This is a genomic window from Cupriavidus cauae (assembly GCF_008632125.1).
Lineage (GTDB): Bacteria > Pseudomonadota > Gammaproteobacteria > Burkholderiales > Burkholderiaceae > Cupriavidus > Cupriavidus cauae.
This window is the reverse complement of record NZ_VWRN01000025.1, coordinates 57,295-71,733: the sequence shown is the minus strand read 5'-3', so window position 1 is coordinate 71,733 and position 14,439 is coordinate 57,295. Positions and strand designations below refer to the sequence as shown.

The following is a 14,439-nucleotide window of genomic DNA, read 5'->3' as shown; positions in this document are numbered from 1 at the left end:
TTGATAGGGCGATGTTCAGCCGGCCGCGTCGGCCGCGGCCGGCCGTTCATCAGCGGTTGTACTTCGCCTTGACGTCGGCCTCGCAGCGGTCCTTGGCGTCGCCCGACATCGCGTCGCACTTCTCCTTGTCCGCCTTGTAGGCGGCGTCGCTGGTGTCCTTGCGAGCCTCGCGGCGCGCCTCGGCCACATCGGTACGCGTGCCGCCGCCGGCGGCCGCGCGGGTCGTCTTGGCCTCGCCCAGCGCCTTCTCATGCGCCGTCTTGGCTTCCTTCACGCAGACGTCCTTGTCGTTGCCCTTCTTGTCGTCGCAGCGTTCCTTCGCGACTTCGTACTCGCGGTCGGCCTTGACCTTCAGCACCTTGGCGCGGGCAGCCTCGGTGCCGTCGCGGCGGGCTTCGGCCTCGGCCTTCGCCACGTCGCGGTCGCGCTTGGCCTCGGCCTCGCAGACGTCCTCGGCGTTGTCCTTCATGGCGTCACAACGGGTCTTCGCATTCTTGTAGTCGGCGTCGGCCCGCGAGACGGCGGCGTCATAGTCGGCGCGGGCGCCGGACGGCGCGCTCTGCGCCAGCGCAAACCCTGCCGGTGCGGCAACCATCATCGAACACACTGCAGCAGACAGCCATTTCTTCATCATGTCGCGCTCCTGTCGTCATCAAACGGTGAGAGGCCGCAAGGCCCGACGCTGGCGTCCGCCTTGCTGTCTCGTCGTATATGAAGGTTATGTGGCGAGCGCTTTTCCAAGCAGGCGGGGGCTTCCGAAAGCCGAGTAAGACGATTCCCACATGAGATGAACGGGTCACTGCAGCGCGACAGGGTCGAAAAAAATGCGCCTTCTCATCGCTGAGAAGGCGCACTTCGGGGAGGCGCTTTCGGGACGGGATCGCGGACGCTTACAGCACGTAGCGCGACAGGTCTTCGTTGGTCGACAGGTCGCCCAGCCGTTCGTCGACATAGGCGGCGTCGATGGTCACGGTCTCGCCGCTGGAGCGGGTGGCGTGGAACGACAGGTCCTCGAGCAGGCGCTCCATCACCGTGTACAGCCGGCGCGCGCCGATGTTCTCGACCTTCTCGTTGACCGAGTGGGCGATCTCGGCCAGGCGGCGAATGCCGTCCGGCGCGAACACCAGCTCGACCTGCTCGGTCGCCAGCAGCGCCTGGTACTGCTTGGTCAGGCTGGCGTCGGTCTGCGTCAGGATCGCCTCGAAGTCGGCCACCGACAGCGATTCGAGCTCGACGCGGATCGGGAAGCGGCCCTGCAGTTCGGGGATCAGATCGCTCGGCTTGGACAGGTGGAACGCGCCCGAGGCGATGAACAGGATATGGTCGGTCCGGATCATGCCGTACTTGGTGCTGACCGTGGTGCCCTCGACCAGCGGCAGCAGGTCGCGCTGCACGCCCTGGCGCGACACCTCGCCACCGCCCAGTTCGCTGCGGCTGGCGATCTTGTCGATCTCGTCGAGGAACACGATGCCGTTCTGCTCGACGTTGGCCAGCGCCTTGTGCTTCAGGTCCTCGTCATTGACCAGCTTGGCGGCTTCCTCGTCGATCAGCAGCTTGAACGCTTCCTTGACCTTCATCTTGCGGCGCAGCTTCTTGCCTTGCCCGAGGCCGGCGAACATGCTGCGCAGCTGCTCGGTCATGTCCTCCATGCCCGGCGGCCCCATGATGTCCAGGCTCGGCACCGCGGCCGCGACCTCCAGCTCGACTTCCTTGTCGTCGAGCTGTCCCTCGCGCAGCTTCTTGCGGAAGACCTGGCGGGTGTTGGAATCCTTTTCCTCGGGCTGAGCGAAGCCGATGTCGCGCGGCGGCGGCAGCAGCACGTCGAGCAGGCGGTCCTCGGCGGCATCCTCGGCCTTGGTGCGCACCTTCTTCATCTCGGACTCGCGCGTCTGCTTGATCGCCATTTCGACCAGGTCGCGCACGATGGTGTCGACGTCGCGGCCGACATAGCCGACCTCGGTGAACTTGGTGGCCTCGATCTTGATGAAGGGCGCGTCGGCCAGCTTGGCCAGGCGCCGCGCGATCTCGGTCTTGCCGACGCCGGTCGGGCCGATCATCAGGATGTTCTTCGGCGTGATCTCCTGGCGCAGCGGGTCGGCCACCTGCTGGCGGCGCCAGCGGTTGCGCAGCGCCACCGCGACGGCCTTCTTGGCCTTGTTCTGGCCAATGATGTGTTTGTCGAGCTCGGAAACGATTTCCGACGGAGTCATGGTGTGGGACATGGGTCTCGGTATCCGGGTATCCGTTCAATGAAGGCCGGCCGGGGCGCCACTACCGCGCAGCGGCGCGGTGGGACGCCCGGCGGGCGTCACGTGCGGGGAAGCGTGATCCGGACGCTCACTCGAGCGTCTCGATGACGAAATTGGTATTGGTGTAGATGCAGAGCTCGCCGGCGATGCGCAGCGATTTCTCGACCACGTCCTTGGGCGAGAGCTCGGTATTCTCCATCAGCGCCTTGGCCGCCGATTGCGCATAGGCGCCGCCGGAGCCGATCGCCGCGATGCCGCCTTCGGGATCGAGCACGTCGCCGTTGCCGGTGATCACCAGCGTGGTGTCGCGGTCCGCGGTGATCAGCATCGCCTCGAGCCGGCGCAGCGCGCGGTCGGAACGCCAATCCTTGGCCAGATCGACCGCGGCACGCGTCAGATTGCCCTGGTACTTCTCCAGCTTGGCCTCGAAGCGATCCAGCAGCGAGAACGCATCGGCAGTGCTGCCGGCGAAGCCCACCAGGACCTTGCCGTTGTAGATGCGGCGCACCTTGCGTGCGGTGCCCTTCATCACGATATTGCCGAGAGTGACCTGACCGTCACCGCCCAGGGCAACCTGGTTGCCGCGCCGGACGCTGACGATGGTAGTGCCGTGATACTGTTCCATGGTGGCTTCTGAGTTGGGTTCAGGCAGCTACTTGGCGGCGGCCTGACGGAATTCAAGGGCGGCAGCCGACGGTGCCCGGTGAGGCGCATTCGCCTCCCGCTCCGCCCGCGTCTCCCCAATATAGACGGCCGCCACGGCCCCTTCCCGCTCCCCCGCCCTCAAGGCACAGAGCTTTCCACCATGCAAAACAAAAAGGCCACGCGTTGCCGCGTGGCCTCGGTTGCCGTTGCCGTCCGCCGCGCCGCGCTGAAGGCGGCGGCGGAGCGGTCAGCGTCGCGTCGACTCAGTCCGCATAGACGCCGGCCTTGCGAATCACCGGGGTCCACTTGTTGATCTCGTTGCCGAGGAAGGTCTTCAGCGACTCCGGCGTGGCGCGCTGGGCCGGTACGGCTTCGGCGCCCAGTTCGGCCATCTTGGCGCGGAAGCCCGGGTCGGTCACCGACTTCTGCAGCGCCGCCGACAGCTTCTCGATCACCGGCTGCGGCGTGCCCTTCGGTGCGTACATCGCGTGCCAGATCTTGACCTCGATGTTCGACAGGCCCTGCTCGGCCGCGGTCGGGATGTCCTTGAACGCCTCGACGCGGCGCGGCTGCATCGCGGCATAGGGCTTGAGCGCATTGGCCTTCAGCTGGCCGGCGATATTGGTGGTCTGGTCGCACATCAGGTTGACCTGGCCGCCCAGGATATCGGTCAGTGCCGGCGCGGTGCCCTTGTACGGAACCGTGGTCAGCTCGGTCTGGATCGCGCTCTGGAACAGCAGGCCGCACAGGTGCGACGCCGAGCCGATGCCGGCGTTGGCGAGCGAGAGCTTGCTGGCGTTGGCCTTGATGTACGGCAGCAGATCCTTCAGCGTGTTCGGCGGCAGGTTCTTGTTGCCGACCAGCACCATCGGCACGTCGGCGATTTCGCCGATGTACTCGAAGTCCTTCAGCGGATCGAAGCCCAGGTTGCGGTACAGCGCCGGGGCGGTCGACATGCCGATATGGTGAATCAGCACGGTGTGGCCATCGTTCTTCGACTGGGCCACCTTCTTCGCGCCGATCGTGCCGCCGGCGCCGCCGAGGTTCTCGATCACGATGGTCGCGCCCAGATGCTTGGACATGACCTGCGCCAGCTCGCGCGCTACCTTGTCGGTCGGGCCGCCTGCGGCGAACGGCACCACGGCCGAGACCGGCCGGCTGCCCGGGTAGTCCTGCGCCTGTACCACGCCAGGCAGACCCAGTGCGGCGGCCGCGAGGGCGGCGGCCACGGTTTTTGCAACGTGTTTCATTATTTCTCCTGATTTCCCCGACTTCCCGTCGTGCAGACTGCCATGCCGCCCAGCCACCGTGGCGGCGTGGGCCGCCTCACCGGAGGCCGCGGCTTGGAGCCGCCATGCTATCAACGGCGACTTACCCGAAATATCAGGAAATACCCGGGCTGAAGTGGGCCCGAAGTGGGCCCGAAGTGGGCCGATGTAGGGCCGAAGTGGGGGTCGACGCGAGGGCCGGAGCGGGCGCCGAAGCGAAGGCCGAAGCGAAGGCCGAAGCGGGCACCGAAGGCGAGCCGAAGCGCGGCCGTTGCGGGGCCGCACCGAGGCCGAATCACGGCCTAAGCAGAGCCGACGCGTTCGCAAGCCGGCCGCCGGATCGGCCCCGCATCGAGGTCATTGGCTGCCCCGGCCCGGTTCGACGTCCTCCGTCAGCACGCCTTCCAGCCGCTCGAACACGCGCCGCGTCGCGCCGCGCGCCTCCAGGGCGAACAGCAGCAGCGAGCGCCCGGTGACCTGGTAGACGTCGCCGGACGAGAACTCCGGCAGCTCCTCGCGCACCGGCATGTTGGTGTCGATCAGGCAAGTCCACTGGTCGCTGCCGGGTATCTGCGGCAAGGTGAACTCGACCACGTCGTGATAGGCATTGAACACGAGCAGCAGCGTCGCGTCCGAGGCCGGTCGGCGGATGCCGGTGGCGCGCGCGCGGCCGTCGATGACCAGGCCGAAGCAGCGCATCGAGGCGTCGTCCCAATGTTCCGGCGTCAGCTCGTCGCCCGCGGCGCTGATCCACTTGACGTCGGCCACCCCCAGTTCGTCATCGACCTCGCCGGTCAGGAAACGGCCCCGCCGCAGCACCGGCAATGCGCGCCGCAGCGCGGTCAGCTTGCGCACGAACTCGATCAGCCCGCGGCCGCGCTCGTCGATCTCCCAGTCGACCCAGCTGATCTCGTTGTCCTGGCAATAGGCGTTGTTGTTGCCCTGCTGCGTGCGGCCGAACTCGTCGCCGGCCACCATCATCGGCGTGCCCTGCGAGAACAGCAGCGTGGCCAGCAGATTGCGCTTCTGGCGCTCGCGCAGCTCGACGATGTCGGGGTCGTCGGTCGGCCCTTCGGCGCCGCAGTTCCACGAGCGGTTGTCGCTGGTGCCGTCGTTGTTGTCCTCGCCGTTGGCGTCGTTGTGCTTGTCGTTGTACGAGACCAGGTCGTGCAGCGTGAAGCCGTCGTGCGCGGTGATGAAGTTGACGCTCGCCCACGGCCGCCGCCCGCTGTGGTTGAACTTGTCGCCGGAGGCGGTGACGCGCGCCGCCAGTTCGGGCGCAATGCCCTCCTCGCCGCGCCAGAAGTCGCGCACCGTGTCGCGGAACTTGTCGTTCCACTCGGCCCATCCGGCCGGAAATCCGCCGACCTGGTAGCCGCCCGGGCCGCAGTCCCACGGCTCGGCGATCAGCTTGACGCTGGACAGGATCGGGTCCTGCCGGCACGCCTTCAGGAAGCCGCTGCCATAGTCGAAGCCGCCGGGCTCGCGCCCGAGGATGGTGGCCAGGTCGAAGCGGAAGCCGTCGACCTGCATCTCGGTGACCCAGTAGCGCAGGCTGTCCATCACCATCTGCAGCACGCGCGGATGCGACAGGTTCAGCGTGTTGCCGGTGCCGGTGTCGTTGATGTAGTAGCGCTTCTCGTCCGGCATCAGCCGGTAGTAGGACAGGTTGTCGATGCCGCGGAACGACAGCGTCGCCCCCAGCTCGCTGCCCTCGGCCGTGTGGTTGTAGACCACGTCGAGGATGATCTCGAGCCCGGCCTCGTGGAAGCGGTCGATCATCTGCTTGAGCTCGCCGACCGCGCCCGGCCCCCGGGCAAAGAAGCGCGGATCGGGCGCGAAGAAGCCGATCGTGTTGTAGCCCCAGTAGTTGGTCAGGCCCTTGTCGAGCAGGTGGCTGTCGTTCAGGAAGACATGGATCGGCAGCAGCTCGACGGAGGTCACGCCCAGCGCCTTGATATGGTCGATCACCGCCCGCTGACCCAGTCCCTCGAAAGTGCCGCGCATCGCCTCGGGGACCGCCGGATGGCGTTTGGTATAGCCGCGCACGTGGGTCTCGTAGAAGATGGTCCGCTCCCACGGCACGCGCACGCTCAACGGGTGCTCCCAGGTGAAGGCCTGGTCCACGACCTGGCACTTGGGCATGAAGGGCGCGCTGTCGCTCTCACTGAAGCTCAGGTCGTCCTGGCCCATTTCATAGCCGAACACCGCCGGGTCCCAGCGCAGTTCGCCGACGTAGGCCTTGGCATACGGGTCGAGCAGCAGCTTGTTCGGATTGAAGCGATGGCCGTTGGCCGGATCGTAGGGCCCGTGTACGCGATAACCGTAGACCGCGCCCGGCGCCAGCCCCTGCACGCGGACGTGCCAGACCTCGTCGGTGTATTCGGGCAGCGCGATGCGCTCGATCTCCCGTTCGCCGTTCTGGTCGAACAGGCACAGCTCGACCTTGCTGGCATGGGCGCTGAACAGCGCGAAGTTGACGCCGTCGCCGTCCCAGGTGGCGCCCAGGGGAAACGGCAAGCCTTCGCTGATGGTGTGGTTGGACATGGCGTGCGGCACTCCCGTGTGGAAACGATGGTCCGGAGCACGGCGCATGCCCGGGCGCCGGCCATGGGACACAGGCCGGCGCTTCCCATATTTCCCGCCACCGGTCCTGTAGCGTTGTCAAAACTACAGAGGCGCGGCGATCGGCCGCCAGCTCGGGCCATGAGGCTCCCGGGCGGCCCGCTCTCGCAACTGAATTGCATCTCCGGGGGCACTATGGTTAAATCGCCCCCATGTCTTCGCCCACTCCCAGCCTGCCGGCCGCCGTCGATGCGGCACAGGAACGCCTCCGGGCGTTGGGTGCGCGCGTCACGCAACCGCGCGTCTGCATCCTGGCTTGCCTGATCGGCAGCGACATTCCGCTGACCCACCAGGCCGTGATCGACCGCCTTCCCGGCGGCGCCGAGGCAATCGACCGCGTCACCGTCTATCGGGTGCTCGACTGGCTGGTCGAGCAGGGGCTGGCGCAAAAGCGCGCCGGCAACGACCGCGTGTTCCGCTTCAGCCTGATCGAACATGAGGCGGCGCGCGCCGAGGTCCATCGCCGGCACAGCCATTTCCATTGCAGCCGGTGCGACCGCACCTTCTGCCTCGACGCCGGCAGCGCGCCGCCGCGGCAGGCCGCGCCGCCCGTGCCGAGCGGCTTCGCGGTCGAACACGTCGAATTGACCGTCAACGGCATCTGCGCCGAATGCGGCGCGCGCACCGTGGCCGACGCGCCCGCCAACGGTGCCGTTGATGCTTCCCCCCATCCCGGAGAACCAACATGTCCAAACTGATCCCGGTCACGATCCTGACGGGCTTTCTCGGCAGCGGCAAAACCACGCTGCTCAAGCGCATCCTCAACGAACAGCACGGCATGAAGATCGCCGTGATCGAAAACGAGTTCGGCGAGGAGAACATCGACAACGAGATCCTGGTGCAGGACGGCCGCGAACAGATCGTGCAGATGAGCAACGGCTGCATCTGCTGCACGATCCGCGGCGACCTGGTGCAGGCGCTGTCGGACCTGATCGGCCGCCGCGACGCCGGCGAGATCGACTTCGACCGGGTCGTGATCGAGACCACGGGCGTGGCCAACCCCGGCCCGGTGGCGCAGACCTTCTTCATGGACGACGAGATCGCCTCGCGCTATCTGCTCGACGCGGTGGTCACGCTGGTAGACGCCAAGCACGGCAACCAGCAGCTGGACAAGCAGGAAGAGGCGCAGCGCCAGGTCGGCTTCGCCGATGCGATCTTCATCACCAAGGCCGACCTGGTGTCGGCCGACGAGCTGGCCGACCTGCGCCATCGCGTGCTGCAGATGAACCCGCGCGCGCCGATCGGCACCGCCCATTTCGGCGAGGCGCCGATCGACTCGATCTTCGACCTGCGCGGCTTCAACCTGAACGCCAAGCTGGAGATCGATCCGGACTTCCTGCGAGCCGAGGAACACGAGCACGACCATGACCACGAGCATGGCGAGCACTGCGGCGCCGACTGCGGCCATGACCATGATCACGAACACGCGCACGACCACGGTCACGGCCACCACAACCACCACCATCATCACCACCACACCGACCGCATCGGCTCGTTCGTCTTCCGCAGCGACAAGCCCTTCCACTACGGCAAGCTCGAGGAATTCCTGTCCGGGATCCTGACCGTCTACGGCGAGAAGCTGCTGCGCTACAAGGGCGTGCTCTATATGGAAGGGGTCGACCGCAAGGTGGTATTCCAGGGCGTGCACCAGCTGATGGGCAGCGACATCGGCGGCAAATGGGAGGACGAAACCCCGAGCACCAAAATGGTGTTTATCGGTGTCGACCTGCCCAAGGACGCCATTCTGAAGGGCCTGGCCAACTGCCTCGCCTGATTATCGGTGCCCGCCGCAGGCCCGCTCCGGGCCTCGGTTTCCGTCATGCAAGCGCCATGCAGGCGCCCTGCTTGCCGCACTGCGGCACCCGGATGGGTGACACGGCGCCGCCGCTGCACGGTGATACGCAGCGTGCGCGGCTCGGTGAAACACCGAATATCCGGTCCGGTTTTCCACCGTATCTCCTGGTAATTTGTTCAAGTACAATAAGCCGGATGTGATGCGGGCAGCGCGGTCTTGCCGCCGCCTGCGTCGTATGCAGGGCGGCGGTTGTCGTCAGCATCAGACGGCCGTCCTCCGGTGCGGCCGCTGTGCTCGTGCGATGGCCGTCGAACGCGCGGGATCTCGTGCCGCAACGTTTCAGGCGTTGCCGCTGGGGCAACGACGCCGACCGATGTCGACCGACGCCGAGAAAGGGATCCCATGGTAGCCGCAGCAAAAACCAAAGAAAGCCGCAGCAAAACCGCTGGTGCTGCGGCCGCTACGACGAAGGCGCAGGGACAGCAAGCTGCGCCTACCCCCCGGAACGGCTCGGCGCAGGCCGGTACCGGAGCGGCAAAGGGAGGCACGCGAAGCAGCAAGACTGCAGCAGCCAGCCAGAGTGAAACGGTCGAACCGCGCAAGCGGACCGACACTGCATCCGCGCGGAACACGACGCCGCCGGTCGCATCAACAAGAGAATCAGCAGCAACCATGAGCAGCAATAAACTTCTGACTGAAGCTGAAATCCTGAAGATGGACGACAAGGACTACATGAACGAGGCCCAACTGGCCTTTTTCAAGAACCGCCTTGAACAGCTGCGCGACGAAATCCTGAAGAACGCCGACCAGACCACCGAACATCTGCGCGAAACGGTCATCGTGCCGGATCCGGCGGACCGCGCCACGATCGAAGAAGAACATGCCCTGGAGCTGCGCACGCGCGACCGCGAGCGCAAGCTGCTGAAGAAGGTCGAACAATCGCTGGCCCGCATCGAGTCGGGCGAATACGGCTGGTGCGAGGAAACCGGCGAGCCGATCGGCGTACCCCGCCTGCTGGCCCGCCCGACCGCGACGCTGTCGCTGGAAGCCCAGCAGCGCCGCGAACTGCGCCAGAAGCTGTTCGGCGATTGAGGCCTGCGCCCCTCGATCTGCGCTGTCAACGGCCCGGAACTCCGGGCCGTTTGCTTTTGTACGCGAGACAGACCCGAGCCGTCGCCGGGAGGCGACAGCGAAGGTGCCGCGGCCCCGCATTTCTGCTACAGTCGCAACCTTGTTGCAATAAGCCGGCGAGCCGCCCTGCGCGCCGCCGCGCGACATCCCCCCTCATCCTCCAGATCGCCATGGCCGACCGTCTTCCCGTCACCGTATTGGCCGGCTTCCTCGGCGCCGGCAAGACCACGCTGCTGCAGCATGTGCTGGCCAACCGCGAAGGCAAGCGCGTGGCGGTCATCGTCAACGACCTGGCGGACGTCAACATCGATGCGCGGCTGGTCGGCGAAGGCGTGCTGGCGCAGGCCGGCGAGCGCCTGGTCGAGCTGTCCAACGGCTGCATCTGCTGCACGCTGCGCGAGGACCTGCTGGTCGAGATCGCCGCGCTGGCGCGCGAGGGGCGCTTCGACTATCTGCTGGTCGAATCGACCGGCGTGGCCGAGCCGCTGCCGATCGCCGAAACGTTCACGTTCGAAGACGAACACGGCCACGCACTCGACAGCCTGGCCCGGCTCGACACCATCGTCACCGTGGTCGACGCCGCGCATTTCCCGCAGGACTTCGACGAGGCCGACTATCTGCGCGACCGCGGCCAGGCCCGCGACGACGAGGACGACCGCACCGTGGTCGATCTGCTGATCGAGCAGGTCGAGTTCTGCGACGTGATCGTGCTGAACAAGATCGATCTGGTCGACGATGCCGAGCGCGAGCGGCTGATGGCGCTGCTGCACGTGCTGAACCCGCGCGCCGAGATCGTGCCCGCCAGCTTCGGCAAGGTGCCGCTCGACAAGGTGCTCGACACCGGCCGCTTCGACTTCGAAGCCGCCGCGGCCGCGCCGGGCTGGCAGGCCGAACTGCGCGGCGAGCATGTGCCCGAGAGCGAGGCCTACGGCATCGGCAGTTTCGTCTACCGGCGCCGCCGCCCGTTCCACCCGCGCCGGTTCGCCGACCTGATCCATACCGAATGGCTGCGCCAGCATGGCAACGTGCTGCGCTCGAAGGGCTTCTTCTGGCTGGCGAGCCGCATGGAAGTGGCCGGCAGCTGGAGCCAGGCCGGCGGCGTGTGCCGCCATGGCGGTGCCGGTGCCTGGTGGGCCGCGGTCGATCGGGCCGACTGGCCGCAGGACGACGACACGCTGGCCGCGATCCGCGCCGACTCGGAAGTCGACGGCGCGCCGGCCCCGTTCGGCGACCGGCGCCAGGAGCTGGTGCTGATCGGCCAGAACATGGACCGCGCCGCGCTCGAGGCCGCGCTCGATGCCTGCCTGCTGACCGATGCCGAGATGGCGGCCGGGCCCGAGGCCTGGGCCGCCTACGATGATCCCTTCCCCAGCTGGGAAGACGCCTTCGGCGACGATGACCACGATCATCACGAACATGATCACCGTCACGATCACGATCACGATGGCGGCCCCTGCGACTGCGGCCACCATGGCGGACATGCGCACTGAGTTGCTGCGCAAGCTGCGGCGCCGAGGCACAGGCCGCCTGACCGGTGGACTGTGGGCCTTGTGGCTGGTGCTGTGCCTGTTGCTGGCCCAGCACGCCGGCCTGGTTCACCGCATCCAGCATGGCGGCGCGCCGGTCGGGCTGATGTCGACCGGGCTGATGTCGACCGGGCTGATGTCGACCGGGCTGATGTCGTCCGGCTTGATGTCGGCCGGGCTGATGTCGTCCGGCTTGATGTCGGCCGGGCTGACGTTGGCCGGGCAGGCATCGCCCACCGCCGCTGCGACCGCGACAGCCGCGCGCGACGACGCCTCCGCCTCCGCCTCCGCCACCGATGCCGATGCCGATGCCGATGCCGATGCCGATGCCGATGCCGATGCCGATATCGACACCGGTACCGGCACCGACCGCCACGCACCGGACAGCGCGCGCGCATCGACCCACTCGTGCGTGCTGTTCGACGCGGCCACGCAGGCCCCCGGCGCCTGCGGTGCGCCACCGATGCCGCTGCTGTCGCACGGCAAGCCCCTGGTGCCGCCCGGCATCACCTGGCGCTGGCCCCACCTGCCGCCGCAGCGCAGCTTCCTGACGCGCGCCCCACCCGCTTCGCTCGCCTTCGCCTGAGCCCGGCCGCCCTCGCGGCCGCTTGTTGACGACCCGGCGATCCCGACGTTCGACCACGCTGACCGGCACGACTCCCCGGACATGCCGCCGACATCCCGGCGACATCCCGGCGCCATGCTGGCGACAGGCCCGCACTCCCATGCCATCGCGGCGGGACGTGCCTTGCCGCGCCAGCCGGGCAATCAGTCAGCGATCGCGCCGATCGCCCCCCGATGTCCTTCGCATCGCGAGCCATGAATCCGACCCTGCAACGCACCGCCGCCGCACGCCGTTCCTCTCACGCTTCGGTCCGCCCGACGTACGACCTTCTGCAACACCTGACGCAAGACCTGTCGCATCGGCTTGGCACCCGCCTGACGCCGCTGGCCGCCGTCGCGCTGTGCCTGGCGGCACCCGCCGCCTGGAGCCAGAGCGCCCCGCCCGCCGCACCGGCCGCGGTGCCCGGTGCCACCACTGCCGCCCCTGCAGCCAGCGCCGCACCGGCCGCCCCTGCCGCGATGCCGGCCGCCACCCCCGCGGCAGCCGCCCCGACCCTCGGCGAAGTCGTGGTCACCGCCAACCCGCTCGGCAGCGACCTGAATTCGCTGGTGCCGGCCGTCTCCACGCTGCAGGGCGACAACCTGGCCGTGCGCCAGAACAGCACGCTCGGTGAAACGCTGAACAGCCTGCCCGGCGTGTCGTCGACCTACTTCGGTCCGAACTCGAGCCGGCCGGTGATCCGCGGGCTCGACGGCGACCGCATCAAGGTGCTGCAGAACGGCGGCAGCAGCATCGACGCCGCCACGCTGTCCTACGACCACGCGGTGCCGCTGGACCCGCTGGTGGCCGAGCGCATCGAAGTCGTGCGCGGCCCCGCGGCGCTGATGTACGGCGGCAATGCGATCGGCGGCGTGGTCAACGTGATCGACAACCGCATCCCGAAGGCGCCGATCGAAGGCGTCACCGGCGCCACCGATCTGAGCGCCACCATCGACGGCGACGCGGCGCGCAATGCCAGCGGGCTGGTCGAGGCCGGCAACGGCAAGTTCGCGATCCACGCCGACGCGTTCGCCCGCAAGACCAGCGACCTGCGCATTCCCGGCTTCGCCCGCAGCGAGCGGCTGCGCAACAACCAGCCGCTGGAGGAAGGCGAGACCGAGGTCCGCGGCCGGCTGCCCAACACCAACGCCGAGCAGCACGGCGGCGCGCTGGGCGGCTCCTACACCTGGGCCGACGGCTTCGTCGGCGCGAGCTACAGCGCCTATCGCAACGACTACGGCACGCCCGCCGAAGACGAGGTGCGGCTGAACATGAAGCAGGACCGCTTCGCGCTGGAAGGCGAGGCGCGCAACCTGTCCGGCACCACCGGCGGCTGGCTCGAATCGGTCAAGGGCAAGTTCGGCTATACCGACTACGAGCACAAGGAAATCGAGGGCGGCGAGACCGGCACGGTGTTCAAGAACAAGGGCTGGGATGCCCGCATCGAAGCGCAGCACGGCAACATCGGCCGCATGCGCGGCGTGATCGGCGCGCAGTTCGGCGCGACCCGCTTCTCCGCGCTGGGCGAGGAAGCCTTCGTGCCCAGCAGCGACACCGACAATGCCGCGCTGTTCGTATTCGAGGAAATGCCGCTGGATGCGGCCGGCAACCTGAAGCTGAACCTGGGCGGCCGCATCGACCATACCAGCGTCAAGGCCACCGCCGGCGGCAACGAACGCTTTGCCGACGCCAACCGCAGCTTCAACGCGGGCAGCGCCTCGGCCGGCCTGCTGTACAAGCTGGGCCCGGCCTGGTCGCTGACCTCCAACGTCGCCTACACCGAGCGCGCGCCGACCTTCTACGAGCTCTACGCCAACGGCCCGCACGTCGCCACCGGCGCCTGGGAGCAGGGCGATCCGAACGCCAACAAGGAACGCGCGACCTCGGTCGACCTCGGCCTGCGCTTCAAGCAGGGCGATCACAGCGCCGGCGTGTCCGGCTTCTACAGCCGCTTCTCCAACTATCTGGCGCTGTCCGCGACGGGCAACGCACGCAACGAGGAAGGCGAGCTGGTGGCGCCCGGCAGCGCGGACGCCCTGCCCGAGCTGCGCTACCTCGGCATCCCGGCCACGCTGTACGGCTTCGAGGCCGAAGGCAAGACCCGGCTGGCGCGCAAGCTGCTGACCGGCAGCGATACGCTGGACTTCGAGGCGCGTGCGGACTACGTGCGCGGCGAGAACCGCGAGACCGGCGAACCGCTGCCGCGGCTGGCGCCGCTGCGCCTGGGCGGCGCGCTGGTCTACGGCGCCGGGCCGTTCGGCGCGCGCATCGACCTGACCTGGGCCGCGAAGCAGACCCGCGTGCCGGTCAACGACACGCCCACCGACGCCTACACGATGCTGGGCGTCGCGCTGACCTACAAGATCAGGAGCGGCCGCACGCAAACCCTGCTCTATCTGCGCGGCGACAACCTGACCAACGAGGAGGCGCGCAATGCCACCTCGATCCTGCGCGACATCGCGCCGATGGCAGGCCGCAGCGTGCGGGTGGGCATGCGCACGACGTTCTAGCGGTGCGCGCCGGTGGCCGGGCACCGCTTCCCGGCTACCGGGGCGACGTTTCATCGCGGTGCAACAGGCACTCGACCGGGGCGCGC

11 protein-coding genes are annotated in these 14,439 nt (G+C 67.9%); 6 read left to right on the top strand and 5 right to left on the bottom strand.

Translation table 11 applies throughout. The features are described from left to right. Positions 1–49 precede the first annotated feature (49 nt). The 5 genes from F1599_RS08375 to glgX all read right to left on the bottom strand — a co-directional run bounded on the left by F1599_RS08375 (position 50) and on the right by glgX (position 6,709). Positions 50–634: a hypothetical protein gene (locus F1599_RS08375; RefSeq protein WP_006576302.1), complete on the bottom strand. Its 585-nt coding sequence runs from the start codon at positions 632–634 to the stop codon at positions 50–52. 256 nt (positions 635–890) lie between these two features. Continuing rightward, entirely contained in the window at positions 891–2,222 is a 1,332-nt protein-coding gene (gene hslU / locus F1599_RS08370; RefSeq protein WP_149317266.1) for an ATP-dependent protease ATPase subunit HslU, read from the bottom strand. A 115-nt stretch (positions 2,223–2,337) separates the two neighbouring features. Beyond that, entirely contained in the window at positions 2,338–2,874 is a 537-nt protein-coding gene (hslV, locus tag F1599_RS08365) for an ATP-dependent protease subunit HslV (RefSeq protein WP_053820902.1), read from the bottom strand. A gap of 283 nt (positions 2,875–3,157) precedes the next feature. Further along, positions 3,158–4,144, bottom strand: a complete 987-nt coding sequence (locus F1599_RS08360; RefSeq protein WP_149317267.1) for a tripartite tricarboxylate transporter substrate-binding protein — start codon at positions 4,142–4,144, stop codon at positions 3,158–3,160. A gap of 375 nt (positions 4,145–4,519) precedes the next feature. Then, a complete protein-coding gene (gene glgX, locus F1599_RS08355) occupies positions 4,520–6,709 on the bottom strand; it encodes a glycogen debranching protein GlgX (RefSeq protein ID WP_150082742.1) in 2,190 nt (729 codons plus the stop codon). Positions 6,710–6,939: 230 nt separating this feature from the next. Here glgX and F1599_RS08350 point away from each other — a divergent pair, with 230 nt between their 5' ends. The 6 genes from F1599_RS08350 to F1599_RS08325 all read left to right on the top strand — a co-directional run bounded on the left by F1599_RS08350 (position 6,940) and on the right by F1599_RS08325 (position 14,353). After that, positions 6,940–7,485: a Fur family transcriptional regulator gene (locus F1599_RS08350; RefSeq protein WP_149317269.1), complete on the top strand. Its 546-nt coding sequence runs from the start codon at positions 6,940–6,942 to the stop codon at positions 7,483–7,485. Continuing rightward, the gene (locus F1599_RS08345) at positions 7,473–8,561 is read left to right on the top strand and encodes a CobW family GTP-binding protein (RefSeq protein ID WP_150082741.1); all 1,089 of its coding nucleotides are present in this window, start codon (positions 7,473–7,475) and stop codon (positions 8,559–8,561) included. Before F1599_RS08350 ends, F1599_RS08345 begins: the two co-directional genes overlap by 13 nt. A gap of 423 nt (positions 8,562–8,984) precedes the next feature. Beyond that, complete coding sequence (gene dksA / locus F1599_RS26150; RefSeq protein ID WP_223819530.1) at positions 8,985–9,674, top strand: RNA polymerase-binding protein DksA; 690 nt, start codon at positions 8,985–8,987, stop codon at positions 9,672–9,674. A gap of 209 nt (positions 9,675–9,883) precedes the next feature. Next, positions 9,884–11,203: a zinc metallochaperone GTPase ZigA gene (gene zigA, locus F1599_RS08335; RefSeq protein ID WP_150082740.1), complete on the top strand. Its 1,320-nt coding sequence runs from the start codon at positions 9,884–9,886 to the stop codon at positions 11,201–11,203. Beyond that, positions 11,193–11,825, top strand: coding sequence for a hypothetical protein (locus F1599_RS25790; protein ID WP_190286332.1), 633 nt, complete (start codon positions 11,193–11,195; stop codon positions 11,823–11,825). Before zigA ends, F1599_RS25790 begins: the two co-directional genes overlap by 11 nt. A gap of 233 nt (positions 11,826–12,058) precedes the next feature. Next, positions 12,059–14,353, top strand: a complete 2,295-nt coding sequence (locus tag F1599_RS08325; protein ID WP_150082739.1) for a TonB-dependent receptor — start codon at positions 12,059–12,061, stop codon at positions 14,351–14,353. Positions 14,354–14,439: the final 86 nt, after the last annotated feature.

Excerpts from the sequence above, each read along its gene's own strand:
- F1599_RS08375 (WP_006576302.1), bottom strand. The coding sequence starts at position 634 with ATGATGAAGAAATGGCTGTCTGCTGCAGTGTGTTCGATGATGGTTGCC.
- hslU (WP_149317266.1), bottom strand. The coding sequence starts at position 2,222 with ATGTCCCACACCATGACTCCGTCGGAAATCGTTTCCGAGCTCGACAAA.
- hslV (WP_053820902.1), bottom strand. The coding sequence starts at position 2,874 with ATGGAACAGTATCACGGCACTACCATCGTCAGCGTCCGGCGCGGCAAC.
- F1599_RS08360 (WP_149317267.1), bottom strand. The coding sequence starts at position 4,144 with ATGAAACACGTTGCAAAAACCGTGGCCGCCGCCCTCGCGGCCGCCGCA.
- glgX (WP_150082742.1), bottom strand. The coding sequence starts at position 6,709 with ATGTCCAACCACACCATCAGCGAAGGCTTGCCGTTTCCCCTGGGCGCC.
- F1599_RS08350 (WP_149317269.1), top strand. The coding sequence starts at position 6,940 with ATGTCTTCGCCCACTCCCAGCCTGCCGGCCGCCGTCGATGCGGCACAG.
- F1599_RS08345 (WP_150082741.1), top strand. The coding sequence starts at position 7,473 with ATGTCCAAACTGATCCCGGTCACGATCCTGACGGGCTTTCTCGGCAGC.
- dksA (WP_223819530.1), top strand. The coding sequence starts at position 8,985 with ATGGTAGCCGCAGCAAAAACCAAAGAAAGCCGCAGCAAAACCGCTGGT.
- zigA (WP_150082740.1), top strand. The coding sequence starts at position 9,884 with ATGGCCGACCGTCTTCCCGTCACCGTATTGGCCGGCTTCCTCGGCGCC.
- F1599_RS25790 (WP_190286332.1), top strand. The coding sequence starts at position 11,193 with ATGCGCACTGAGTTGCTGCGCAAGCTGCGGCGCCGAGGCACAGGCCGC.
- F1599_RS08325 (WP_150082739.1), top strand. The coding sequence starts at position 12,059 with ATGAATCCGACCCTGCAACGCACCGCCGCCGCACGCCGTTCCTCTCAC.